This is a genomic window from Streptomyces odontotermitis, assembly GCF_050510915.1.
Classification (GTDB): domain Bacteria; phylum Actinomycetota; class Actinomycetes; order Streptomycetales; family Streptomycetaceae; genus Streptomyces.
This window is the reverse complement of record NZ_JBNJLS010000002.1, coordinates 312,787-335,133: the sequence shown is the minus strand read 5'-3', so window position 1 is coordinate 335,133 and position 22,347 is coordinate 312,787. Positions and strand designations below refer to the sequence as shown.

Below are 22,347 nucleotides of genomic sequence, written 5' to 3'. Positions count from 1 at the left end.
GCGGCCGAGGTGCCCCAACTCCCGTACTACTGGCCGGAGTCCTGCCGCGACGTCGTCTCCGGCCGGTGCGCGAGCAGCTGGGCCAGGCCCCGGCGCGTCGCCGCGATCACCACGCGGTCCTGCGGGCGCAGCACGTAGTCGGGGTCGAGCTGCCAGGTCAGACCGGGGGAGCGGGGCGAGGTGCGGGAGTGCTCGGCGGCCGCGTCCCGCTCCGAGGTGTCCAGGGCGAGCACCCGCCAGGCGCCCGGCCGGAACGTCTCGGAGACCTTGCGGCCCACCAGGGACGGCTGGCCCGCGCAGTCGACCGCCGCGAGGAGCAGCACCGCGCGCTCGACCGGGATGGCGCCCAGGATCTGACGTCCCATCATGGCGCCCGCGAACGCCGGGGCCGCGAGCGTGGACACGCTGCGGCTGCGGGTGAGGGCGTGCGGGTGCGCGGCGCGCAGGGTGCGGTAGACGGCGGTCGCGAACGCGTCGTCGTACAGGCGCAGGACCACCCGGAGCCGGGGCCTGACCGAGCGGGCGATCAGCGCGGCCTCCAGGTTGATGGTGTCCGCGCTGGTGAGGGCGAGCAGCGCGTGCGCCCGGTGGATCTTCGCCGCCTCCAGGACGCCCTCCTCGGTGACGTCGCCGATGACGGTGGGCACGCGCAGCCGGCGCGCGAGCGAGACGCCGCGCGCCTCCGGGTCGGCTTCCACGCACACCACGGGGATGTCGAGGTCGCGCAGCCGGGCCAGGACGCGGGTGCCGATCTTGCCGAGGCCGAGCAGCACCACGTGGCCGGAGAGGCCGCGCGGCGGACGGCGCAGCGAGGACGCCGAGCGGAACGTGCCGAGCGCCTCCAGGACGGCGGCGAAGATGACCGGCAGGAGCAGCAACCCGACGAGGGCGGACAGGAGTTGGAGCACCTTGCGGGCGGCGTCCTCGTCCTTCGCGGGGTCGTTGATGGCGAAGAAGTCGAGCAGCGTCAGATACGTGGCGTGCAGCGGGTTGTCGCCCGCCGTGGCCATCGAGGCGATCGCCATCGCGAGGACCGCGCCGACGAGCCCGGCGAGCGACCAGCGCAGGCGCCGCGAGAACAGCGAGCCGAACGGCACGCCACGGCCCGCGAAGCGGCCCCCGCCCGAGGAGGGCGTCTCGTACGCGACCGTCTGCAGGACCAGGGCGCCCCGGGTCGTGTCGGCGGCCACCGTCGCGTCGTCGGGGAGCAGCCGGGGGCCGGTGTCGCCGCTCGGGTCGGCCGAACCCTCCGCGCCCGCCGGGTCGTTGGCGGTCGCCGAGAGCAGCGCCAGCGTCGCGATGCCCGGCATGCCACGCCCCGCGGCGGTCGGCGGGGGCTGCTCCACGGCGCGCAGCAGCAGCCCGTCGGCGTGCACGACCTTGTGGGTCCCGGTGAGGGCGGTCGCCGCGAGGGCCGGGGCCGCCGTGTCCGCGTCGGACAGGACGGTGACCGAGGCGTCGCCCACGTCCAGGCCCGCGACCGCGGCGGCCTGCCCGAGCAGCTCCTCCAGGTACTGGCCGAGCTTGCGGTTGTAGAGCCGGATCACCAGGCGCAGCCGGGGGTTGATGCGGCGGGCGGCGAGCGCGGCCCGGATGTTGGTCTCGTCCTCGTCGTGGACCAGCGCGAGGGCGGCGGCCTGCGCGAGCCCGGCCTCGGCGAGCACGTCGTCGGAGAGTTCGACGGCCTCCATGATGCGCGGCGCGAGCTCGTCCGCGCTCTCGCCGCCGCTGGTTCCGCTTCCGTTCCCGTTGCCGGTGGTGCGGGCGGTGACGGCGGCGGTGATGCGGCCGAGGAGCGCGGTCGTGGTGGTGCGCCGGGCCCGCCCGGCCGCGGGGGCGGGACGCGCGGGTGGCACGACGAGCACGACCTGCTCGCGGTAGACCCCGCGCAGCTCGGCGGCGAGCCGGTGCGCGAGGGCGCCCGCGCCGCAGACGACCATGTGCCCGGTCAGGGGCAGCGGGGCGCGGGGCGGGGGGAGTGCGGTAGCGGAGGACACATGGTCGAAGATGCCGCAGCGGGGGCGGCGGTTCCCGGCGGCGCGCCCGCGCGGGCACGGCCGTCGTCGCAGGCGGCCGCCCTGCGCCGGGGCGGCCGGGGCGCCCGGGGCGGCGGACGGTGTAGCGGTCACCTACCCAAGTGCCGTTCGGATACGGTGAGTTCGACGTTCAACGGTGCCGGTCCGGGAGGCGATTGCTGATGGCGGATGCGACGACGACGTGGGAGTTCACCGACGACCGGGGGCAGGCGGTGCGCACGGTGCGGCGCCCCGAACGGGTCCTGGCCTACATACGGGCGGGCGCGGCGCTGTGGGACCTGGGGCGGCCGCCGGCCGGGGTGTACGGGTCCGGCCACGACGGGGCCGGACCCGACCCCGTCAAGGCGGGCGAGATGGGGCCGCGCCGGGTTCCGTATCTCGGTGCCGGGGCCGCGCTCGACGCGGCGGCTCTGCGCGCGGCGGACGCCGACCTCGTGGTCGACGTGACCTATGACGGCGAGCGGACCTACGCCGTGAACGAGGACGCCGCCCGCGCCGCCGGATTGCCCGTCCTCGCCCTCGCGGTGGGCGGCGACGTCACCCTGACCGGTGTGCTCGCCCGCTTCGCCGAGCTCGCGGCGGCGCTCGGCGAGCCCGGCGAGCCCCAAGTCGCGGGCGGCCGCGCACAGTTGACCGCCGCCGAGGACGCCGTGCGGGCCGCGGCCTCCGGGACGCGGTCGCCGCGCGTCCTGGTGCTCTCGGCCGCGGGCGGCGACCAGGTGCACCTGGCGCGCCCCGAAGCCTGGCCGGAGCTGCGCCATCTTGCGGGCCTGGGCGTCCGGTTGGCCGACCCCGGCCCCGGCGGCGGGGTCAACTGGCTGACGACGACGTGGGACCGCGCCCTCGGCCTGGGCGCGGACCTGGTCCTCGCGGACAGCCGCGGCAACGCGACGCCGCCCGCCGAGCTCGAGGAGCTGCCCGCGTGGCGTGAGCTCACCGCGCGCTCGCCGCTGGAGCCCTGGAACCCCGAACTGCCGCCCAGCGAGGCGGCGTACGCGGGCTTCCTGCGCTCGGTCGCGGACGCCCTGGAGATCCTCCGGGACAAGCGCGGCTCGGCCTGAGACCTCGTCCGCAGGGCGCGGTCCGCGGCCTCCGGGCTGCGACGCGGGCCGCGCCCCGGACCTGCCCGCCACGGGCCTTCATCCGGACTTTTCGCTTCCTGTCCCGAGTCTGTTTTGTCCGTCCGGCGTGGTGTACGAGGCGGCCTACGGTCCCGTACAGCGGCTCCACCAGGAATGAACGTGTGCGCATCGGCGTGCAGTGTTCGGCCTCTCGTTCTCCGCACGTACGGAAGGGACTGCCCGATGACCACCGTCACCAGCCTCGTAGACCAGTGGAACATTCACCCGCACCACACCTGGCTGCGCGGGGAGCGTCCCGAGCAGCCGGTCGTCTTCAACGAGCAGGCCCAGATGTGGAACGTCTACGGGTACGACGAGGTGCAGGAGATCCTCACCAACCCGATGACGTTCTCCTCCGACACGACCGGTCTCCTCTCCGTCGAGGTCGACGCCTCGCTGATGGAGGGGAACATCATGCTGACGGACCCGCCCGGCCACACCAGGCTGCGCAAGCTCGTCAGCAACGCCTTCACCCCGAAGGTGGTCGCCGACCTGGAGCCCAAGATCGTCCGGCTCGCCAACGAACTGCTCGACCAGGTGCAGGGGCAGGACCGGATCGAGCTGGTCAGCGCCCTCGCGTACCCGCTGCCCATCATCGTCATCGCCGAACTGCTCGGCGTGCCCGCCTCCGACCGCGACCTCTTCCGGGGCTGGGTCGAGGCGGCGATGGAGAACTCCATCGAGATGATCAAGACCGAGCGGGGCGAGGAGGAGGACCGCGCCTACGAGGAGCAGATGGACAAGACCAACAAGCTCCTCGACTATCTGCGCGGCCACGTCGCCGAGCGCCGCAAGAGCCCGCGTGAGGACCTGCTGTCGCGGCTCGTCCAGGTCGAGGCCGGGGGCGAGGGCAAGCGGCTCAGTGACAACGAGATCGTGAACTTCGCCTACATCCTGCTGGTCGCCGGGCACATCACCACCACGATGCTGATCGGCAACACGGTGCTCTGTCTCGACGCCCACCCGGAGCAGGACGCGCTGGTGCGCGCGGACCGCTCGCGGCTGCCGGGCGTCATCGAGGAGTCGCTGCGCTTCCTGAGCCCCTTCACGCTCGCCCTGCGCGGCGCCACCGAGGAGGTGGAGATCGCGGGGCAGCGGATCTCGCCCGGCAAGATGATCATGGTCTGGATGTCGGCGGCCAACCGCGACCCGCGCCGCTTCGAGCGCCCCGACGTCTTCGACCCGACGCGGGCGCCCAATCCGCACCTCGGCTTCGGCCGCGGCGTGCACTTCTGCCTCGGGGCGCCGCTGGCCCGCCTGGAGGGGCGGCTCGTCATGGACATCCTCCTCGACCGCTTCCCGGTGCTGCGCACGGACCCCGCGACGCCGCCGTCCTTCCTGCAGGCCGACCACATGACGGGCGCCAAACACCTGCCGCTGATCACGACCGCGTAGGCGGATCGGCGCAGCGGGCAGGAGGCTCGCCCCAGCGTGCGGATCCGGCCATGACGCCGGCTGGCCGGATCCGCCCCAACTGGCCGTTCCCGGGGCCGCCTTGAGCGACCCCGGGATTCGGCTGTCCGGAAATCAACTTTCCCTTCTTGCGAGGCGTGCGCACGTGCATGCCTCTCTCGTACGGTGCCCGCACATGCAACGCTGTGCGCACGTCCGCACGGCGTTCGCCCCCTCGTGTACCGCACGCATGAAAGGGCAAGCCCGATGACCTCCCTCGCCGAACAGTGGGCCATCCACCCCCACCACACCTGGCTGCACGGCAGGCGGCCCGAGCACCCCGTCCAGTTCGACGAGCAGGCCCGGATGTGGAACGTCTACGGCTACGACGAGGTGCAGGAGATCCTCGCGGACCCGGTGACGTTCTCGTCCAACACGGCGGGGCTCCTCTCCGTCGAGGTCGACCCGGCCCTGATGGAGGGCAACGTCCTGCAGATGGACCCGCCGGGCCACCAGAAGCTGCGCGAGCTGGTCAGCAGCGCCTTCACCCCGAAGATGATCGCCGCCCTCGAACCGCGGATCACCGAGCTCACCCACCAACTCCTCGACCAGGTACAGGGTCAGGACCGGATCGAGCTCGTCGGCGACCTCGCCTACCCGCTGCCCGTCATCGTCATCGCCGAGCTGCTCGGCGTGCCCGCCTCCGACCGCGACCTCTTCCGGGGCTGGGTCGAGCGCGCCATGGAGAGCTCCGACGAACTCCTGAAGAACGAGCGGGGCGAGGAGCAGGAGCGCGCCCTCGAAGTGCAGATGGAAGAGTCCATGAAGCTCCTCGACTATCTGCGCGGGCACGTCGTCGAGCGCCGCAGGAGCCCCCGCGAGGACCTCCTGAGCAAGCTCGTCGAGGCCGAGATCGACGGGCAGCGCCTCAACGACAACGAGGTGGTGAACTTCGCCAACGTCCTCCTGGTCGCCGGGCACATCACCACCACGATGCTCATCGGCAACACCGTCCTCTGCCTGGACGCGAACCCCGAACAGGACGCCCTGCTGCGCGCGGACCGCTCGCGGCTCCCCGGCGTCATCGAGGAGTCGCTGCGCTTCCTGAGCCCCTTCACGCTCGCCCTGCGCGGCGCCACCAAGGAGGTGGAGGTCGGGGGCCGGCGCATCCCGCCGGGGCAGATGATCATGCTCTGGCTGTCGGCGGCCAACCGCGACCCGCGGCAGTTCGAGCGCCCGGACGTCTTCGACGCGTCGCGGACGCCCAACGCCCACCTCGGCTTCGGCCGCGGCGTGCACTTCTGTCTGGGCGCGCCCCTGGGCCGACTCGAGGGCCGGATCGTCATGGACATCCTCCTCGACCGCTTCCCGGTGCTGCGCACGGACCCGGCGACGCCGCCCACCTTCATGCAGGCCGAGCACCTCACGGGGGTGAAGAGCCTGCCGCTGCACACCCGCGCGTGAGCGGCAGACCCGGGCGGCGCCTCACCGGGCCTCACACGGACAGCTGCTCCGAGGCGTCGCCCCACTGGCGCAGCCACGCCGGGCGGACCACCTCCGTGCCGGGGCCCGACGGCAGCGGCAGCGGGCCGTGGCCGAGGTCCTCCGGGCGGTAGCGGCGGCAGCTGCGGTGCCAGGTGAGGATCCCGGCCATCCAGTTCCCCAGCTGCCGCACATGGCCGTCCAGGGCGGCGCGGTGCTCCTCGGACAGGCCGAAGTCCTCGTACAGCTGCGGCAGTTCATGGGCCGCGATGTGCTGGAACTGGCTCATCCGGGAGCGCATCAGGTCGTCGATGACGCCGACCGCCGTCGGGTAGTCGCAGCCGAAGAAGTTCTGCACCACCAGGACGCCGTTGTGCAGCTCGCCCTCGTACTCGATCTCCTTCTGGTACGAGAAGAGGTCGTTGGACAGCGCCGCGTAGTCGATCGCCGCGTTCTCCAGGTTCCGGACCGGGCCGCTGCCGTACACCTCCGGCGGGATCCCGACCGGGTGGCCGAGGCGGGCGAGGCTCAGTGTGAGGTCGGAGCCGAAGGTGCTGCGGCGCATCTCGATGTAGTCGACGGGGTCCGGGATCCGGTGCTGCGCCTGGTTGTCCAGCTCCCACAGCCAGCTGTCGAGCATCACCTCCACGGACTCCCGGAAGGCGCGGCGCGCCGCCAAGTCCATGGTGGCCGTGGTGCGCGCCCACAGGTCGGCGAGGCCCCGCTCCAGGGCGTTGAGCGGCGTGGCGGCCCCGACGCCGGACTCGCCGCCGGACGCCTCCAACGGCATGAACAGCAGCAGCCGTTCGTTGCACTGCCTCGCCCCCGCCAGGTCGCGGGTCCTGCCGAAGACCACCGGGTAGTAGTCGTCCCCGTACGTCCCCCAGGTGAGCCACTGCGAGCCCAGGTCGAGCGCCGCCGGGTCGGCCTCGGGGTGCAGGCCCGCGGCGCACAGCGGGAAGTCGTACCCGGCGAGCCTGTGCGCGTCCCAGACGCCCGACGCGGGCACGCCCGGCTGGGGGCGGAGCATGCCCATCGCGTCGGCCCACGCGACGCAGCGGGGGCGGGCGGCGTCCAGGTGCGGGCTGAGCCTGGTCGTGAACGGCATGTCGAAGGCCGGGAGTTGCGAGGGGCCCACGCGCTGGAAGGGCGTGTGCGTGTGGGCGCGCAGCCGCTCGGCGCCGACCGTGGCGAGCAGCGCCCGTACGTCGGCGGCGGACGTGCCCGGACCGGTGAGCGCGGGCAGCCCCGAACCCGCCGCCGCGCCACCGCCGTTCATGTACCGGCTGGAGCGCAGATGCCACTCGTGCCCGCCCGACTGCCAGTCCTGCAGCCCCTTCGCGTACGTGAGGACGTCCGCGCACTCGTGCGGCGCAAGGCCCTTCTCCGCGCAGAGCGGCGGCAGTTCGGTGAGCACCGTGTTCTCGAACTGGTGCATGCGCGAGGTCAGGATGTCGTTGACGGTGTCGGCGGCCTCCTGCGTGGTGCAGCCGAGGAAGGTCTCCAGGACGAGCACGCCGTTGCTGAGCTCGCCCTCCTCCTCGATCTCGCGCTGGTACGAGAACAGGTCGTTGCGCAGGTGCACCGCGTCCGAAAACGTGTCCTTGAGGACGCGCAGGGGCCTCGATCCGGCCACGGACGCCGGGACTTCGGCGCCCGTCGCGTACTCCACCAGCCCCGCCGACCAGGGGGCGCCGCCGACCTTGCGGCGCATCTCGATGTACTCGACCGGGTTGGCCACGCGGTGCGCGTTGATGTTCGAGAGCTCCCACAGCGACTCGTTGAGGAGGTTCTCCGTGCTGCGGGCGAACCGGGCCCGCCAGGCGGGGGACATGTGCGGGACCGTGCGCGCCCAGAGGTCGGCGAGGCCCGCCTCGACCGGGTTCTCCGGCTCCGGCACGGGCGTGCCCGGGTCCATCGGCATGAACGCGGGCAGCCGGTCCAGGTACGCCTTGCCGCCCGCGCGGTCCTGGCTGCGCTTGAACAGTTCGAGGAAGTGGTCGTCGAAGAAGAAGACCCACACGTACCAGTCGGTGACCAGCGAGAGCGCGGGACCGTCGCAGTCGGGGTGGGTGTACGCGCACAGCAGGGCGTAGTCGTGCGCGTCCAGGTCGCGCTCCTCCCAGACGCCCGACCCCTCCAGCATCCCCATGTCGCGCGCCCACTTCGTGGAGTGCTGCCGGGCCTCTTCCACATGGGGGTTGAGGCGGGCGGGGTGCACCAGGTAGAAGTCGGGCAGTTCGAAGGGCTGCGACATGTCGCGGTCTCTCCTCGCGGGGCGTGGTGGCGAACGGGCAGCCCCGAGCATGTCCCGCGCGCAACCCGTCGATACCGCGGGCGCCCGCTTGTCACACCATTGCGTGATCTTCGTTCTGGATCGCTCGAACAAGACCCGTGACCAGGTCCGCCCGCTCGGTCATCGCGTCGACCACCAGGTACTCGTGGTCGGCGTGGGCGCCGCCCCCGACCGCGCCGAGCCCGTCGAGCGTGGGCACGCCGAGCGCGGCGGTGAAGTTGCCGTCGCTGCCGCCGCCGACGGCCACGCCCTCGATGCCCGGCAGCAGCCGCCGGGCCAGCGCGAAGAGCCCGGCCGACGCGGACTCGGGCATGGGCGGCCGCCCCACGGACCCCTCGACCGAGATCCGGGCGCCGTCCAGGTGCGGGGTGAGCGCGGCGAACGCGGCCTCGATCCGGTCCTTCTCGGCGGCCGACTCCACACGCACGTCGACGACGATGACCGCCGCCGCGGGCACCACGTTGTCGAGGGTCCCCGCGGACGCGACGGTCGGGGTGACGGTCGTGCCGATCTCCGGGCGCCCGAGCGCCGCGATGTCCAGGACCTGACGGGCCGCCTCGACCAGGGCGTTGACCCCGGCCTCGGGTTCGAGCCCGGCGTGCGAGGCCCGCCCCGTCACGGTCACCTCGAAGGTCCCGCACCCCTTGCGCCCGGTCTTCAGGCCGCCCCCGTCGGCGGCCCCCTCGAAGACAAGCACCGCGCCGCACGCGCGGGCCCGCTCCTCGATGAGCGCGCGGGAGGCACGGGAGCCGACCTCCTCGTCGGCGGTCACCAGGATCTCCACACCCGACAGGTCGTCGAGCGCGGCGAGCCCGTGCACCGCCTGCACGAGGCCGCCCAGCATGTCGAAGACGCCGGGCCCGGTCACCTTGCCGTCCGCGACCGTGAACGGCCGACGCTCCAGGGTGCCGAGCGGAAAGACCGTGTCGTGGTGGCCGAGGATCAGCACCTTCGGCTCCCCGCCGCCCGACCAGCGCACCTGTGTCCCGCCCGGACTCTCCACCAGCGTCGCCCGCCCGCCGAGACGGCTCTCGACGACTTTGGCCACGGCCTTCGCGGAGGCGGCGAGGGCGCCGAGGTCGCGCGAGGGCGACTCGATCTCGACGAGCGTCCTGAGGTCTTCGATCATCGCGTCGACGCGCACGCCGACGGCCTGGTGCCTGGTCACGCGGCCAGGGTACGGGGCGCCTGCACGTACCCGTTGATGAGCTACTGACTGATGCGCCAGTCAGCAGCACAATCTGTTGCTGCAAAAGGGGAGTGTGGACCTCGCATTGCGTTCAGCGCAATGCCCGGCTAGCGTGGCCGACCATGCAGCACGACTCCGAGGTCCCGGTCCGCGTCCGCGAGGTCATCGCCGCCGCCGGTGTGAGCCAGCGCGAGTTCGCGCGGCGGATCGTCATGGATCCGTCGAAGCTCTCGCGCTCCCTCGGCGGCAGCAGGCGCTTCACCGCGGCCGAGCTCGCCCGCATCGCCGGCGAGGGCGGCGTGGACGCGGGCTGGCTGCTCGGCGTGGGGAGCGCCCCGGGGGCCGGGACCGGGGCTGGGACGGGGGCAAGTGCAGGGCCGGAGTCGGCCGCGGTACGCAAGGGCGCGCGGGCCCCAGGGGGCGCCGCTCCCGAGGGCGGGCGCGCTCTGCAGATCGTGCGCGAGACCGTCCGGCTCATCGCCGAGCGCGGCTTCCACGCCGTGCGCGTCCAGGACATCGCCGCCGCCTGCGCCACCAGCACCGCCGCCATCCACTACCACTTCCCCGGCCGCGACGACCTCCTGGAGGCCGCCGTGCGCTGGTGCATGGACGAGGACACCGCCCGCAGAGCCGTACGGATCGCCGAGGCCGCCGATGTGGCCGACGAACTGCGGCAGTTGATCGAGCTGCAGATCCCGCGCACCGAGCAGCAGCGGGCGCAGTGGAGCGTCTGGCTCGACCTGTGGGCGGAGGCCGCCCGCTCCACCGCCGTCGGGCGCCTGCACGCCGACTACTACCGCCAGTGGCGCACCACGGTCGCCGACGTCATCCGGCGCGGCGTCGCCGACGGCGCCTTCCGGTGCGTCGACCCGCAGGCCGCGGCGCTGCGCCTCACCGCGCTCATCGACGGCCTCGCCGCCCAGGTGCTCGCCGGCGGCCCCGAAGCCCCCGGCACCCGCCCCGACGACATGCACGAGGCCCTCATCCAGTACGTCGACGCGACCCTGACGGCGCGCTGACCCCCGTACGAGAACGACCGGCACACCCGGCCGCGAACCCCGAGCACACACCCGACACCCCACCCCCGAGGGAGAGTTCCGCATGCCTGTGAACGAGAACGTCATCATCACCTGCGCCCTGACCGGCGCGGGCGACACGGTGCGCAAGAGCCCGCACGTGCCCGTCACGCCCGAGCAGATAGCCGGCTCCGCCGTCGAGGCCGCCGAGGCGGGCGCCGCCGTCGTGCACATCCACGTCCGCGACCCCGAGACCGGCGACCCCTCGCGCGACCCGAGGCTCTACCGCGAGGTCGTCGAGCGGATCAAGGAGACCGGCACCGACGTCGTCATCAACCTCACCGCGGGCATGGGCGGCGACCTCGTCATCGACCCCGTCCAGCCCCTGAAGGACCTCGGCGAGCTGCCCGGCACCGACCTCGTCGGCGGCCTCGACCGGCTCCCGCACGTCGAGGACCTGCTGCCCGACATCTGCACCCTCGACTGCGGCTCCCTCAACTTCGGCGACAACCTCTACATCTCGACGCCCGACATGCTGCGCCAGGGTGCCAAGCGCATCCAGGAGCTGGGCGTGCGGCCCGAGTTGGAGATCTTCGACACCGGGCAGCTCTGGTTCGCCAAGCAGCTCCTCGCCGAAGGGCTGCTCGACAGCCCTACCGTCTTCCAGCTGTGCATGGGCATCCCGTGGGGCGCGCCCGCCGACCCCGGCGTCCTGCAGTCCATGGTCAACATGCTGCCCGAGGGCGCCCAGTGGGCCAGCTTCGCTCTCGGCCGCATGCAGATGCCGTGGGTCGCCCAGTCCATCCTGCTCGGCGGCCAGGTCCGCGTCGGCCTGGAGGACAACCTCTACCTCGGCAAGGGCAACAAGGTCAGCAACGCCCAACTCGTCGAGCGCGCCGTGCAGATCACCGAGAACCTCGGCTCGCGCGTCGCCACGCCGGACGAGGCCCGCCAGAAGCTCGGCCTCAAGCCCCGTTCCTGAACCCCGCGGAGGACCGCACCATGACCAGCACCACCCCTGAAGAAGTCCGCCGCGTCGCCTGCATAGGCGCCGGAGTCATCGGCGGCGGCTGGGTCGCCCACTTCCTGGCCCGTGGCTACGACGTCACCGCCTGGGACCCGGTCCCCGACGCCGAGCAGAAGCTGCGCCGCCTCGTCGACGCCGCCTGGCCCGCGCTCACCCAGCTGGGCCTCGCCGACGGTGCCTCCCGCGACCGGCTCACCGTCGCCCCGACCCTCGAAGAGGCCGTCGCCGACGCCCAGTTCGTGCAGGAGAGCGCCCCCGAGAAGCTGGACCTCAAGCGCGACCTGCTCGCGCAGCTGGCGGCCGCCGCGCCCGCCGGGACCGTCATCGCCTCCTCCACCTCCGGCTACCCGATGACCGACATGCAGACCGAGGCGGCCGACCCCGGGCGCCTCGTCGTCGGGCACCCCTTCAACCCGCCCTACCTCATCCCGCTCGTGGAGGTCGTCGGCGGCGAGCGCACCGACCAGGCGGCCGTGGCCTGGGCGTCGCGCTTCTACGAGGTGGCGGGCAAGTCCGTCATCACCATGGACCGCGAGGTCCCCGGCTTCATCGCCAACCGCCTCCAGGAGGCCCTGTGGCGGGAGGCCCTGCACATGGTCGCCAACGGCGAGGCCACCGTGAAGGAGATCGACGACTCCATCACCGAGGGGCCGGGGCTGCGCTGGGCGTTCATGGGCCCCATGCTCACCTTCGCGCTCGCGGGCGGCGAGGGCGGCATGGCGCACATGCTCGACCACTTCGGCCCGTCCCTGAAGTCCCCGTGGACGCGCCTTCAGGCCCCCGAACTCGACAAGCAGCTCTACGACGCCGTGGTCGCGGGCTGCGACGAGGCGGCGGACGGCCGCACCATCGCCGACCTCGTGGCCGAGCGCGACCAGGGCGTCATCGATGTCCTGCGCGCCACCGGACGCCTGAACGGAGGCACGAAGTGACCGCGCCCGCTGAGCCCCTGCCGCTGCTCCGACAGCAGGTCCGCCCCGAGTGGATCGACTACAACGGCCACATGAGCGAGGCGTTCTACGTGCTCGTCTTCGGCTACGCCACCGACGCCATGATGATCGAGACCGGCCTGCACGCGGGCTACCGCGAGTCCACCGGCTGCTCGCTCTACACGGTCGAGGCGCACGTGCGGTACCTGAACGACGTCCCCGAGGGCGCCCATCTCGCGGTCCGCACCCGGCTGTTGGGCGCGGACGCCAAGAAGGCCCGCTTCGCGCACGAGATGTACGTGGTCGAGGACGCGGCGACCGAGCCCGCGCCGGACGCCGCGCCGGTGGCCACCACCGAGCTGCTCGCGCTCCACGTCGACCAGACGGCGGGCCGCTCCGCCCCCTTCCCGGACGACGTACGGGAGCGGCTCACCGCGCGCGTGGAGGCGGCGCCGGAGTGGGCGGGGCGGTCGATCGTGGCGGTGGGGACCCCCTGAGGACGGTGACAGTGGGAACACCCTGAGGGGCGTACGGGGTCGGCTCCGGGTGCGTCTCCGGGGCATCCCGGATGAGCGGGTCGTGATCGCTGAGGAGCATGGGATCCATGACCTCTTCATGGCTTTCACGGCGTTCGCTCGTGCGCGGATCGCTGGCCGGCGCGGCGCTGGCGGCAGCGGGAAGTGCCGTGCCGCACACGGCGGTTGGCGCGGGCCGCCGCCCACTGGACACCCGCGCCCTGCGGGCAGCCGTCTGCGACCTCGCGCACCCGGAGTCCACCTCGGCCCAGCTCCGGGCGGTCCGTGACACCGACCGCTGGTACGGGACGGCGGGGGCGGCCGACACGGCGAGCGGGCGTGGCCCGCGCCCCGGCGACCGGTTCCGCGCGGGCAGCGTCACCAAAGCGTTCGTGGCGACCGTCGTCCTGCAGCTGTGGGCGGAGCGCCGCGTGGACCTCGACGCCCCCGTCGGGCGGTACCTCCCCGGTCTGCTGCCCGCCGCCTCCGCCCGCATCACCGTGGCACAGCTGCTCGACCACACCAGCGGGCTCCCCGACCACCGCGGCCTGCCGGACCTGAGCACGCCCGAGGCCGTCCTGCGCCACCGGTCCGACCGCTGGACCCCGCGCGAGCTGGTCCGCACGGTGACGCATGACCCGCTCAAGTTCCGCCCCGGCACCCGGCAGGAGTACCGAGGCATCCATTACGTGCTGCTCGCCCTGCTGGTCGAGGAGTTGACGGGGCAGAGCTACGGCGCCGCGATCGACTCCCGCGTCCTGCGCCCCCTGGGTCTGGCGGGGACGTCGATACCGGGCGCCGACCCGCGGCTGCACGGCTCCCACGTGCACGGCTATCTGCGCATGACCGACGGATCGCTGAGCGACGTCACCGTCTACGACCAGTCGAGCTCCTGGGGCGAGGGCGAACTGGTCTCGACGGTCGACGACCTCACGCGCTTCCAAGAGGCCCTGTTCACAGGAGTGTTGCTGCCACCGCGGGCGACGGAGAAGCTCTTCACCCTGCCACCGGACTCGGTCCGCATGCTGGACGGCGGCCCGGCCCGCTACAGCCTGGGCCTACAGAAGGCCACGGTGAACGGCGTAACGCTGTGGGGCAAGACCGGCGAGACCTTCGGCTACCGCACCCGCGTCTTCGCCACCCGCGACCTGCGGCTGAGGTTCGTGCTTGCCTATACCCCGACGCCCGTGGCCGCGGCCGAGGACATGACGCAACGGGTCGTCTCCGTGCTCACCTCCTGACCCGGGCCCGCCCCGGCCGGGCCCTTCAGTCCAGCTCCTTGTGCGCGGTCTCCGGCAGCCGCAGGTAGACCACCGACGACGCGAGGCAGAGCACGGCCACGTACCAGGGGAAGAGCCCGGGAGAGCCGATCTCCTTGAACAGGGTGCCCATGTACGGGGCCGTGCCGCCGAACAGCGCGACCGTCAGCGAGTACGGGAAGCCGATGCCGGCCGCCCGCACCCGCGCAGGGAACACCTCCGCGTTCACCGCCGCCGAGATCGCGGTGAAGCCGGTGAGCAGCACCATGCCCGCGCACTGCACGAGCAGCAGGGAAGTGAACGAACCGGTGAGAGACTTGAGCAGCGGCACGCTCAGCACGGCGAAGCCGATACCGAAGAAGAGCAGCAGCGGGCGCCGCCCGAACCGGTCGGAGAGCAGCCCGCCGAGGGGCTGGAGCAGCGCGAAGAAGCCGAGTGAGATCGTGCCCGCGAGCAGCGCCTGGCTCTTGCTGATGTCCGTGTTCAGCTCGGCGTAGGTCGGCAGGTACGACGTCCACGTGTAGTAGGCGATGGTGCCGCCCGCCGTGATGCCGCAGATCAGCAGCGACTGCCGGGGGTGCTTGCGCAGCGCGTCGAACAGGCCCGGGCGCGCGGCCTCGTCCTCGGGCGCCCGGTGCGTCTCGTGCGCGCCCTGCCGGATCCAGAAACCGACGAGGCTGAGCAGCGCCCCGACGAAGAACGGCAGCCGCCAGCCCCACCCGTCCATCTGCCCGTCGCCGAGGGTGGCGACCAGGAGCGCGGCGAGGCCCGACGCGGCGAGCTGGCCCGCGCTGGTGGAGACGTACTGGAAGCTGGAGAAGAGCCCGCGCCGGCCGGGCCCCGCGGACTCCACCAGGAAGGTCGTGGACGCCGCGAACTCGCCGCCCACGGAGAGCCCTTGGAGCAGCCGGGCGAGGACGAGGACGACCGGCGCGAGGATGCCCGCGGCCGCATACGTCGGGGTGAGCCCCACGAGGAGGCTGCTGCCGCCCATCAGCAGGATGGTGACGGTCAGGGCGGCCCTGCGCCCGCGCCGGTCGGCGACCGCGCCCATCAGGAGCCCGCCGACGGGCCGCATGAAGAAGCCCACCGCGAAGACGGCGAACGTGGAGAGCAGTGGCACCAGCGAGTTGCCGGACCCCTTGGGGAAGACCTCCCGGGCTATGTAGGTCGCCAGGAAGGTGTACGCGTACCAGTCGTACCACTCGACGGCGTTGCCGACCGAGGCGGCGAGGAGTTGGCGTATCGGGTGAGCAGGACGTGTGGAGGTCGTGATCATCTGTGTCATGATCCTGACCTTTCCCCAGGAGATGCCCTGCTCACGCGAGGGTTGACGGAGTTTTCATATACCCGTCAACCAAGCCGCACCGCCGCGGTCGGCCGATGCTGTCGTTTGGTGCGGCCGAAGATCGGAACCACAATCACGGGCGCTGAGTCAGCAAAAAGTCAGCACGAGCCCGAGGTCAGTACATTGCCTTCCATACCCAAGCAGCTCGCCCGCGGCATGGGCACGTTCGCCAAGACGTGCCAGTGCAGCCAGCCCACCCGCTGCCCGCATCCCTATTTCATCCGGTACCGCGACGCGAGCGGCAAGCAGCGGGAGGAGACCGGCTTCCGCACGCAGGACGCCGCCAAGGAGCGGCTCGTCGAGCTGTACGCACGGAAGTCCAACACCCCTGCGTCCAAGGCCGAGCTCATACGCCGCTACGGGCAGATGCGGTTCGAGGACTTCGTCGGCGACTACATGGGCCGACAGCGACGGCTCTCGTACGGCACGGCGTACGAATACGAGCACCTCGCCCGCAACCACCTGATCCCGGAGCTCGGATCACGTCGTGTGGAGACGTTCAGCCCGATGGTGGTGGAGAACTTCCTGACGACGATGGACCGCCTCGGAACGCCCGACCCGACCCAGTTCAAGGTGTACGTCCTCCTCAAGACGCTCCTGCTCGACGCCCACCGCAAGGGAGCGATCAGCGAGCATCCACTGCAAGACGTCGACGCGCCGCAGTACGAGGCAGATCGGGCCGTCGTACCGACCAAGAAACAGATCGTCGGGATCAAGGCGGCTGCCGACCACGACGGCTTCTCGATGTTCGTGGACATGATGGCCGGCTGTGGCTTGCGCAACGGAGAGGCGCTGGCCCTGAACGTGAACAACATCGTGGCGGACGACGTCTACCGGGTCACGGAGCAGGTCCACTACCGGACGAAGAAGCTGGAGAAGCTCAAGCACAGGAAGCCGGGGGAGTTCCGCGAAGTCCCGCTGCCGCGGAGCATCCGGGAAGAGATCGAGCGCTTCGTCGAGAAGCACGGGACCACCGCGGACGGCTATGTCCTCCAAGGGACCCGTGCCAAGCACATGAACCACAGCACGATCAACGCCATCTGGTACCGGAAGCTGCCCGGTAAGGACGTGGACATCCCCAAGGGGATGACGATCTACGGGAACCGGCACTTCTTCGCGGCGAACTGCCTGGCACACAACATCCCCATCACGGATGTCGCCGAGTGGATGGGGCACAAGAGCATCGAGGTGACGTTCCGGATCTACCGGCATCTGATGCCGGCGTCGATCGGGCGGGCGGCGAGGCTCCTCGATCAGGGTCTTCACGACCTCGCTGCCTGAGAACGGCTCGGGGAACGAAAGGGGCCTGGTTCTTGTGCAGCGACGCCCGATGGGGCGAGAGCGTTCAGGCAAGAACCAGGCCCTTGTTCCGGGCCTCCGTGTCAGCCAAGGCGTTGCTGTCGAGCCCACGCGTCCACGTCGGAGACCTTGAACTGCAACTTTGCGTTCCGTCCGGTACCGAACTTGTAGGCGGCCAGGCCCAGTCGAGGCGCGTCGCGATAGACCCACGTGATGGACATGTTGAGGTATTCGGCGGTCTGCTTGGCATCCATGAACTGCGGGGGCATGGGACCTCCAGGTGGGCGTGGGAGGCCAGTGTGTGTCCGATGTGCGATTTGGCTGTGCCGTGAATGGAGTGGTAGATAGGCCCGGAAGTCGGGCTGAGAACGGTGGCACCGGACCACACGTCGAACCACTTTCGAAGAGCTCTGGTCGAGCAGATATGGGTGCTGGGTCCCTACCGTCTCGACACTCTCGTCACCCGGAGCAATCTCACCCGGTGGCGAGGGAAGACGGGGACTGCGGGACAAACGGCTCCTCCGGCAAGGCATGCGAGAGCCTCGACGGAACACCCCGCGTCGGCGGGGAGAACTTCACGTCTTGATTGGGGCGAACCACAGATCGTTCCCAGATGACAGATGTGGCATGGCGCGTTCGGGCGAACGGCGGGCAGGATCGCGGGCATGAAGATTCTTGTGCTGGGCGGAACGTGGTTCTTGGGTCGAGCTGTCGTGCAGGCAGCACTGGAACGAGGGTGGGAGGTTTCCGCTTTCAACAGGGGAAGGTCCGGGGCTGCCCCTCAAGGAACACGAGAGGTCCACGGCGACCGCACGGTCGCCGACGACCTTTCCAAGCTCGCCCTCCACGGCCCGTGGGATGCCGTGATCGATACCTCCGCATCTGAGCTTGCATCCCGTGACGTACTGGCCGGTGCCAAGGCACTAGAGCCGGTCGTCACCAGGTACGTGTACATCTCGACAGTGAACGCCTACCGGGGCTGGCCGGACGAGCCGCTTACGGAATCCTCGGAAGTCTTGGACGGCCCCGCCGATGCAGATGTCAACTACGGCCGTCTACCCGAAGGTTGGGACGGCCCGGACTGGTACTACGGGCGCCAGAAGGCGGGTGCCGAGCGGGCGTCGTTGGAAACCTTCGGCGATGAGCGCGTCACGATTCTCCGCCCCGGCGTGATCCTGGGGCCGGGGGAGTACGTGGGCCGTCTGCCGTGGTGGCTGCGCCGGACTGAGCGGGGTGGGGCGGTTCTCGCGCCGGGCTCCCCGGACAAGGGGATCCAGCCGGTGGACGTCCGAGACGTAGCCGACTTCGCCCTGAACCAGGCCGCCGCCGAGGTTGGAGGGGCGTACAACGTGACCGCCCCCATCGGCCACGAGACGATGGGCGGCTTCCTCAACGCCTGCCTGGACGTCACCGGCAGAGCGGGGCATCTCGTCTGGGCGCCCGACGACCTGTTGGTCGAGCACGGTGTACGGCAGTGGACCGAGCTCCCGCTGTGGCGAACGCATGCCGGTGTGTGGAACATCGACTCCGCCAAGGCTCAGGAGGCGGGGCTGCGATGTCGGCCGCTCGCCGAAACCGTCGCCGATACGTGGGAGTGGCTGAGGGGCGGGGGCATGCCGGTCGATCATCCCCGTTGGGCTGAGCACGGCATCTCGGGGGAGAAGGAAGCGGAGATCTTGGCCAAGCTGACCAGTTGACGGTCAGCTCTCGATCGCGAGTGGTGCACTCGGGCCCAACTTGTGCGCGGTGGCTGCCGTACTGAACTCCTCGATCCGGTCGCCGAGTGCGCCCGCTTGCGCTGCGCTCTGGAAGTCGGGATGGCAGAGCTCGGTGCGGACTGCGGCCAAACGCTCCAAGGTTCCGGCTCCGCGCCATTCGGTCGGCACGGAAAAGACAGGTTCCAACGCCTCCATGGCGCCATCGAGCTCTCGTCGGAGTAGCCGGGCCCGGGCCAGATCTACCGCGGCCTGGGTCGAGATGAGCATTGGCCGGTCGTCCTCCGGCCTGGAGTTGAGAAGATGGAGGGCTCCACTCGCTGCCGCCTCGGCGCCCTGGGCATCGCGTAGCAGGAGATAGGTCGTCGCGTTGCTCATGGCGACGCGATCGGCGGAGAAGCCGAACTCACCCCCGATGTCGTCGTGGAGCTCATCGCGTCCGCCTCCGTCCTGTTCGAGGGCACGACGCACGGCGTGCTCGGCTTCATGGCTGTTGCCGAGATGCCCATACGCGCGGCCCTCGATGACGTACAGCCGTGTGAGCGCGGTGTCTCCGAGCCCTCCGAACTGCTGGGCCATGTGCACGAGCCGGACGGCCTCGGACGGGCGTCCGCCCCAGAACGCCAGGAACGCGAGCGCCCCGTGTGAGTATGCCTGCAACGGTCCGTGCTCGATGACCTTTCCGTAGAGCGCGGCTGTCCGCGACAACGTTACGGCGGAGGGCAGGGACCCCAGGTCGAACGAGATCGCGGAGAGGAGAGCGGATGACTGACCTGCGGCGAGGTACGCGCGGGTGCGTTGTCGCGGGACTTGCGTTCTCTCCAGCAAGGACTGTGCGATGTTCAGGAGTTCCTTCGCCCGCCGGTACACCTCAACTGGCGACGTGCTGCTGTAGCCGCGGGCGAGAGACAGGATGTCGTCGTCCAGTTGGTCGAGGGTCAGATCGGGGACGTTGAGAGAGGCGGCATCGCCGGCGTGCGCGGCAGCGTCCCTAGCAGTCATGGCCAGTTCACTTTCGTCGAGCGCAGGCAGGTGAGGGCCCGGTCGCGGAGGGAGCTCGGCTGGGGTGCGTAAGAGTTGGGGGGCGCTGTAGCCGAACATGCGCTCCAGTACCTCTGGCGCCGGCTGGTTCGGGAGTCCTCTCACTCGCCCCGCCGTCCATCGACGGAAGGTCTGCTCTTCCACTGTCGCGGTGGAAGGGAAAGGGGACTTGTCGGTCTCGGAGGCGAGAATGCGAGCCGTCTGCTCGTAGGCCCGCCTGAACCTCTCGTAGGTCCAGCCTCGTTCGCGTACCAGCACCTGAAGCAGCGTCCGCGCGTCCATGGCCGTTGCTTCCTTTCGTTATGTGCCGTCCCCGCTCACGGTGTGGCGGCGCAGGTTCCTGTACTCGACTATCGCCCAACGTCGGCTGCTAGTAGAGGCGTTAGGAGAAGTGGCATGCAGATGACATGCCGATGATGCAGGTGTCACCCCTGTCCGCATGAGGTGATATGCGCCGTGACATGGCGGTGTGTCCGTCTCGGCGGCAATCTTGGTCCCCCTTCGCCACTCCGTGCTCGACGCCGAGCCGACGTGGCATTGGGTCTCTGATGGATTTCGCTCTCGGCGCGCTGGAGGAGCCATGGCTGCCGTCGCAAGGACGGGTACGCATGAGTACCAACAGCGGCTGACCGCTCACCCGGAGGCCGTCGGCCAGGCCCGCCGGATCGTCGCCGCTCACTTGCGCCTCTGGGGCCTGGATGAATTGACCGACGCGGTCAGCCTCTGCCTGTCAGAGATGATCACCAATGTTCGCGAGCACGCCGAGTCCGACGACTGCGTGCTCCTCCTGCAGAACTCTTCCCTTGGGGTGCGTGTCGTTGTCAGTGACGACAGCGCGGAACTCCCCGTCGTCCGTGAGCCGGAATCGCTCGTGGAGGGCGGCCGCGGGCTGTTACTGCTGAGCGCCATCGCTGACGCGTGGGGCGCGACGCCGACCGGCGAGGGCAAGGACGTCTGGGCCGAGTTCCGTCCGGGAACCCTGGGGGCGGTGTGAACAACGCAGCCGTGTTGCGTTCGACAGGGACGGTGTCAGGCCGCCATCTGCTGTCGCAGGACGGCAAGGGCCTGCTCCGCCGCGTGCCGTTCCGCGCCGAGCCGGTCTCCGGCGATCCGGATCACGCGCTGGAGTTGGTGGGGCAACCGCTGGATGAGCGCTTCGCGGACCGCCAACCGCAGCGACTCTGCCGCGCCGCCCTGGTCCCCGGCAATCATCCGAACGCGGGCAGCGGTCACCGACTCGATGACGCGCCATTGCGGGGCGACGGACGTGGTGGGCGCCGGACCGGACTCGGCGAGCCGCACCGCGTGCTGAGGTCGGCCGGTGGCCAGCAGACCCCGAAGGTGAATCTCGTGCAGGGCGTACGGGTTGGCGAGCGAGGTGTGCTCGACCGTGTCGAGGAGTCGGTCGGTGTCACGCAACACGGAGTCGAACAGATCGCCGTCGCCGAGCTGTCCGGCGGCGCGAGCGAGCAGGGGCAGGACGGCGGCGAGGGTGTCGTCGTCGGGGGCCAAGGCGGCGGCATGGCGCAGGCGGTCGACGGCGGAGCCACTGAGCTGAGCCTTGCGCAGCTCGTTGCCGTGCATACGCAGGACGTACGAGGCGAAGGCTGGGTCGTCGAAGTGCCTGGCGATGGCGAGCCCCTTGGCGGTCCAATGAGCGGCGGTACTGAGCCTCTCCTCGGGCAGGACGTTGCCGAGGGCGACGCCGAGACCGACTCGGGCGCGCGCGAGGAGGTAGAGGACCTCGCGCTCGGCGTGTCCGTCCTCAAGGCGGGCCTCCAGGCGGGCGACGAGGGGCCAGAGCTCGGCGACGGCGTCGGAAGCGTGCCCGGACTGGCGGGCTACCTCGGCGAGCCGGACGACGCCTTCGCCGAACTGGAGCATGGCGCGATGGTCAGTCACGCCCGGGTCAGTGACGCCCAGGACGTGGGGTGGCAGGGCCAGCAGCCCTGCGACTCGGCGGCGCGAGTCGACGTCCTTGAGAGTGCGGCGGCCGAGTTCCAGCGCGGAGATGTAGGTCTTGTCGTACCCGAGGATGTCTCCCAGCTCAGTCTGGGTCAGCCCGTGAACCTCACGGTGGAAGAGGAGGATCGCTCCAAGGTCACCGCCGGCGAGCGTGGCTTCGCCCTGGGGTGTGGCCCAGCGCCACTGGGCGTGCTGGGAGGTGGGGCGCAGAGCTGGAAGGTGCCGAGGCTGGGGCTCGGCCATGGCAGGTCACTCCCCCTAGGAGTGGTTCCGGCCCGTGGCGAGTTGGGCGTACCAGGTGGCGATGGACTGCTTGTAACCGTCCGGCATGTTCAGCGTGGGGACCTCGGCGGCGTCGAAGAGGCCGAGCTGCTTGTGCTCGTTGCTCAGCACGGGGGTGGCGTCCGGGGTCAGGACTTGGCATCCGTACGTGACGATCAAGACACGGCGGTCGGGAATCGGCTGATAGATCCAGGTGTCAAGGAGCGGTCCCGACTTCACCCGCCAGCCCGTCTCCTCGTTGATCTCCCGCTCAAGCGCAGACTCGCAACTCGGGTCCGGTACTTGGTCAGTGGAGGCATTGCCGATCTCCAGCCTGCCTCCGGGCAGCTCCCACTCGGACCGTTCGTTCTTGAGCAGCAGCACGCGGTCTCTGGCGTCGAGGGCAACACCCTTGACCGACACGGGCCAGAGCGGAGGCGTGTATGTCATCGCGGT

Annotated in this window: 19 protein-coding genes; 11 read left to right on the top strand and 8 right to left on the bottom strand. The window is 70.9% G+C overall.

The genetic code is table 11. The annotated features are described in order from the left end of the window. Positions 1-26: 26 nt before the first annotated feature. The gene (locus ACQB60_RS07725; RefSeq protein WP_496925636.1) at positions 27-1,940 is read right to left on the bottom strand and encodes a potassium channel family protein; all 1,914 of its coding nucleotides are present in this window, start codon (positions 1,938-1,940) and stop codon (positions 27-29) included. 257 nt (positions 1,941-2,197) lie between these two features. Between ACQB60_RS07725 and ACQB60_RS07720 the strand changes: the two genes are divergently transcribed. The 3 genes from ACQB60_RS07720 (at position 2,198) to ACQB60_RS07710 (ending at position 6,013) form a co-directional block, all read left to right on the top strand. After that, the gene (locus ACQB60_RS07720) at positions 2,198-3,097 is read left to right on the top strand and encodes a substrate-binding domain-containing protein (protein ID WP_496925069.1); all 900 of its coding nucleotides are present in this window, start codon (positions 2,198-2,200) and stop codon (positions 3,095-3,097) included. 243 nt (positions 3,098-3,340) lie between these two features. Beyond that, the gene (locus ACQB60_RS07715) at positions 3,341-4,552 is read left to right on the top strand and encodes a cytochrome P450 (RefSeq protein ID WP_496925068.1); all 1,212 of its coding nucleotides are present in this window, start codon (positions 3,341-3,343) and stop codon (positions 4,550-4,552) included. 264 nt (positions 4,553-4,816) lie between these two features. After that, complete coding sequence (locus ACQB60_RS07710) at positions 4,817-6,013, top strand: cytochrome P450 (protein WP_496925067.1); 1,197 nt, start codon at positions 4,817-4,819, stop codon at positions 6,011-6,013. Between the two features lie 31 nt (positions 6,014-6,044). Here the strand turns inward: ACQB60_RS07710 and ACQB60_RS07705 are convergent, their stop codons facing one another. Further along, entirely contained in the window at positions 6,045-8,288 is a 2,244-nt protein-coding gene (locus tag ACQB60_RS07705; protein WP_496925066.1) for a terpene synthase family protein, read from the bottom strand. 91 nt (positions 8,289-8,379) lie between these two features. Next, positions 8,380-9,456: a M20/M25/M40 family metallo-hydrolase gene (locus ACQB60_RS07700; RefSeq protein ID WP_496925635.1), complete on the bottom strand. Its 1,077-nt coding sequence runs from the start codon at positions 9,454-9,456 to the stop codon at positions 8,380-8,382. Positions 9,457-9,638: 182 nt separating this feature from the next. Between ACQB60_RS07700 and ACQB60_RS07695 the strand changes: the two genes are divergently transcribed. The 5 genes from ACQB60_RS07695 (at position 9,639) to ACQB60_RS07675 (ending at position 14,244) form a co-directional block, all read left to right on the top strand. Further along, positions 9,639-10,535 (top strand): TetR/AcrR family transcriptional regulator, encoded by an 897-nt coding sequence (locus tag ACQB60_RS07695; RefSeq protein WP_496925065.1) that lies wholly within the window; start codon positions 9,639-9,641, stop codon positions 10,533-10,535. Between the two features lie 82 nt (positions 10,536-10,617). Next, positions 10,618-11,514 carry a beta-keto acid cleavage family enzyme gene (locus ACQB60_RS07690; RefSeq protein WP_496925064.1) on the top strand — a complete coding sequence of 299 codons (897 nt, stop codon included), beginning with the start codon at positions 10,618-10,620 and terminating at the stop codon, positions 11,512-11,514. A gap of 20 nt (positions 11,515-11,534) precedes the next feature. After that, the gene (locus tag ACQB60_RS07685; RefSeq protein WP_496925063.1) at positions 11,535-12,491 is read left to right on the top strand and encodes a 3-hydroxyacyl-CoA dehydrogenase NAD-binding domain-containing protein; all 957 of its coding nucleotides are present in this window, start codon (positions 11,535-11,537) and stop codon (positions 12,489-12,491) included. Next, positions 12,488-12,985, top strand: coding sequence for a thioesterase family protein (locus ACQB60_RS07680; RefSeq protein ID WP_496925062.1), 498 nt, complete (start codon positions 12,488-12,490; stop codon positions 12,983-12,985). Before ACQB60_RS07685 ends, ACQB60_RS07680 begins: the two co-directional genes overlap by 4 nt. 107 nt (positions 12,986-13,092) lie before the next feature. Then, positions 13,093-14,244 (top strand): serine hydrolase domain-containing protein, encoded by a 1,152-nt coding sequence (locus ACQB60_RS07675; RefSeq protein WP_496925061.1) that lies wholly within the window; start codon positions 13,093-13,095, stop codon positions 14,242-14,244. Between the two features lie 25 nt (positions 14,245-14,269). On the opposite strand, the gene ACQB60_RS07670 is transcribed toward ACQB60_RS07675, so the two are convergent. Next, positions 14,270-15,550 (bottom strand): MFS transporter, encoded by a 1,281-nt coding sequence (locus ACQB60_RS07670; RefSeq protein WP_496925060.1) that lies wholly within the window; start codon positions 15,548-15,550, stop codon positions 14,270-14,272. 183 nt (positions 15,551-15,733) lie between these two features. Between ACQB60_RS07670 and ACQB60_RS07665 the strand changes: the two genes are divergently transcribed. Then, complete coding sequence (locus tag ACQB60_RS07665; RefSeq protein WP_496925059.1) at positions 15,734-16,891, top strand: tyrosine-type recombinase/integrase; 1,158 nt, start codon at positions 15,734-15,736, stop codon at positions 16,889-16,891. A gap of 101 nt (positions 16,892-16,992) precedes the next feature. On the opposite strand, the gene ACQB60_RS07660 is transcribed toward ACQB60_RS07665, so the two are convergent. Then, entirely contained in the window at positions 16,993-17,178 is a 186-nt protein-coding gene (locus ACQB60_RS07660) for a helix-turn-helix transcriptional regulator (protein WP_496925058.1), read from the bottom strand. Positions 17,179-17,574: 396 nt separating this feature from the next. Here ACQB60_RS07660 and ACQB60_RS07655 point away from each other — a divergent pair, with 396 nt between their 5' ends. Next, a complete protein-coding gene (locus ACQB60_RS07655) occupies positions 17,575-18,606 on the top strand; it encodes an NAD-dependent epimerase/dehydratase family protein (RefSeq protein WP_496925057.1) in 1,032 nt (343 codons plus the stop codon). A gap of 3 nt (positions 18,607-18,609) precedes the next feature. Here ACQB60_RS07655 and ACQB60_RS07650 read toward each other — a convergent pair whose 3' ends face one another. Beyond that, positions 18,610-19,947, bottom strand: a complete 1,338-nt coding sequence (locus ACQB60_RS07650; RefSeq protein ID WP_496925056.1) for an NsdA family TPR-like regulatory protein — start codon at positions 19,945-19,947, stop codon at positions 18,610-18,612. 298 nt (positions 19,948-20,245) lie between these two features. Between ACQB60_RS07650 and ACQB60_RS07645 the strand changes: the two genes are divergently transcribed. Next, positions 20,246-20,659 carry an ATP-binding protein gene (locus tag ACQB60_RS07645; protein WP_496925055.1) on the top strand — a complete coding sequence of 138 codons (414 nt, stop codon included), beginning with the start codon at positions 20,246-20,248 and terminating at the stop codon, positions 20,657-20,659. A 35-nt stretch (positions 20,660-20,694) separates the two neighbouring features. On the opposite strand, the gene ACQB60_RS07640 is transcribed toward ACQB60_RS07645, so the two are convergent. Further along, complete coding sequence (locus ACQB60_RS07640) at positions 20,695-21,873, bottom strand: XRE family transcriptional regulator (protein WP_496925054.1); 1,179 nt, start codon at positions 21,871-21,873, stop codon at positions 20,695-20,697. A 15-nt stretch (positions 21,874-21,888) separates the two neighbouring features. Beyond that, on the bottom strand, positions 21,889-22,341 hold the full coding sequence (locus tag ACQB60_RS07635; protein ID WP_496925053.1) for an NUDIX hydrolase: 453 nt from the start codon (positions 22,339-22,341) through the stop codon (positions 21,889-21,891). Positions 22,342-22,347: the final 6 nt, after the last annotated feature.

Excerpts from the sequence above, each read along its gene's own strand:
- ACQB60_RS07725 (WP_496925636.1), bottom strand. The coding sequence starts at position 1,940 with ATGGTCGTCTGCGGCGCGGGCGCCCTCGCGCACCGGCTCGCCGCCGAG.
- ACQB60_RS07720 (WP_496925069.1), top strand. The coding sequence starts at position 2,198 with ATGGCGGATGCGACGACGACGTGGGAGTTCACCGACGACCGGGGGCAG.
- ACQB60_RS07715 (WP_496925068.1), top strand. The coding sequence starts at position 3,341 with ATGACCACCGTCACCAGCCTCGTAGACCAGTGGAACATTCACCCGCAC.
- ACQB60_RS07710 (WP_496925067.1), top strand. The coding sequence starts at position 4,817 with ATGACCTCCCTCGCCGAACAGTGGGCCATCCACCCCCACCACACCTGG.
- ACQB60_RS07705 (WP_496925066.1), bottom strand. The coding sequence starts at position 8,288 with ATGTCGCAGCCCTTCGAACTGCCCGACTTCTACCTGGTGCACCCCGCC.
- ACQB60_RS07700 (WP_496925635.1), bottom strand. The coding sequence starts at position 9,456 with ATGATCGAAGACCTCAGGACGCTCGTCGAGATCGAGTCGCCCTCGCGC.
- ACQB60_RS07695 (WP_496925065.1), top strand. The coding sequence starts at position 9,639 with ATGCAGCACGACTCCGAGGTCCCGGTCCGCGTCCGCGAGGTCATCGCC.
- ACQB60_RS07690 (WP_496925064.1), top strand. The coding sequence starts at position 10,618 with ATGCCTGTGAACGAGAACGTCATCATCACCTGCGCCCTGACCGGCGCG.
- ACQB60_RS07685 (WP_496925063.1), top strand. The coding sequence starts at position 11,535 with ATGACCAGCACCACCCCTGAAGAAGTCCGCCGCGTCGCCTGCATAGGC.
- ACQB60_RS07675 (WP_496925061.1), top strand. The coding sequence starts at position 13,093 with ATGACCTCTTCATGGCTTTCACGGCGTTCGCTCGTGCGCGGATCGCTG.
- ACQB60_RS07670 (WP_496925060.1), bottom strand. The coding sequence starts at position 15,550 with ATGACACAGATGATCACGACCTCCACACGTCCTGCTCACCCGATACGC.
- ACQB60_RS07660 (WP_496925058.1), bottom strand. The coding sequence starts at position 17,178 with ATGCCCCCGCAGTTCATGGATGCCAAGCAGACCGCCGAATACCTCAAC.
- ACQB60_RS07655 (WP_496925057.1), top strand. The coding sequence starts at position 17,575 with ATGAAGATTCTTGTGCTGGGCGGAACGTGGTTCTTGGGTCGAGCTGTC.
- ACQB60_RS07650 (WP_496925056.1), bottom strand. The coding sequence starts at position 19,947 with ATGGACGCGCGGACGCTGCTTCAGGTGCTGGTACGCGAACGAGGCTGG.
- ACQB60_RS07645 (WP_496925055.1), top strand. The coding sequence starts at position 20,246 with ATGGCTGCCGTCGCAAGGACGGGTACGCATGAGTACCAACAGCGGCTG.
- ACQB60_RS07640 (WP_496925054.1), bottom strand. The coding sequence starts at position 21,873 with ATGGCCGAGCCCCAGCCTCGGCACCTTCCAGCTCTGCGCCCCACCTCC.
- ACQB60_RS07635 (WP_496925053.1), bottom strand. The coding sequence starts at position 22,341 with ATGACATACACGCCTCCGCTCTGGCCCGTGTCGGTCAAGGGTGTTGCC.